Here is an 886-nt window from a genome sequence, read left to right as displayed (position 1 = left end):
ATCGCAGAAAGTGTATCGTAGTCCGGATTGTAGTCTGCAACTCGACTGCATGAAGTTGGAATCGCTAGTAATCGCGGATCAGCATGTCGCGGTGAATACGTTCCCGGGTCTTGTACACACCGCCCGTCACACCATGGGAGCGGGTTTTACCAGAAGTAGGTAGCTTAACCGCAAGGAGGGCGCTTACCACGGTAGGATTCGTGACTGGGGTGAAGTCGTAACAAGGTAGCCGTATCGGAAGGTGCGGCTGGATCACCTCCTTTCTAGAGTTTGCACGAATCAGGTAACTGGTTCAGGCATCAAATGTTCACACTTATCGGCTGTTTAATTAAGAAGAAACAGTAGTCGTAGTAGTTCCGCGTTGGGGCTGTAGCTCAGCTGGTTAGAGCACCGTGTTGATAACGCGGGGGTCGTTGGTTCGAGTCCAACCAGCCCTACCAGTAACACCCGTGTCGTACATTCCCGGGGGATTAGCTCAGCTGGGAGAGCACCTGCTTTGCAAGCAGGGGGTCGTCGGTTCGATCCCGTCATCCTCCACCAAAGTTTTACTCGAAAGTACAAACGTAAGCCGGTCAACAAGACTGTGGTTTAGGTTTGATCTTTTAGCGATCAAAGCTGTTTCGTTCTTTAACAATCTGGAAGAAGTAAAGATTATTTATTGATCAAGTCTATGCGTGCAGCAATGCATGAGGCGACTTGATGGGTAATGATTGTATGTATCAACAAACAAGCAACAACGTTGTACTTTCTTATCCCTGTAGCGCTCTTTGATGACTTCGGTCTTCAGAGGCTAACGTTATAGGGACAAGCGAATAAGTGCACATGGTGGATGCCTTGGCGATTACAGGCGATGAAGGACGTAGTAGCTTGCGATAAGCTGCGGGAG

2 tRNA genes and 2 rRNA genes are annotated in these 886 nt (G+C 49.1%); all 4 read left to right on the top strand.

The features are described from left to right. Positions 1-263, top strand: a 16S ribosomal RNA gene (locus JaAD80_RS30005); the annotation flags it as partial. 100 nt (positions 264-363) lie between these two features. After that, a tRNA-Ile gene (locus tag JaAD80_RS30000) sits at positions 364-440 on the top strand. A gap of 24 nt (positions 441-464) precedes the next feature. Further along, positions 465-540 (top strand) — tRNA-Ala (locus tag JaAD80_RS29995). Between the two features lie 262 nt (positions 541-802). Beyond that, a 23S ribosomal RNA gene (locus tag JaAD80_RS29990) occupies positions 803-886 on the top strand; the annotation flags it as partial.

It is taken from the genome of Janthinobacterium sp. AD80 (assembly GCF_002878455.1).
Classification (GTDB): Bacteria; Pseudomonadota; Gammaproteobacteria; order Burkholderiales; family Burkholderiaceae_D; genus Janthinobacterium.
The sequence above is the reverse complement of the archived record's forward strand: the minus strand, read 5'-3'. Positions and strand labels throughout refer to the sequence as shown.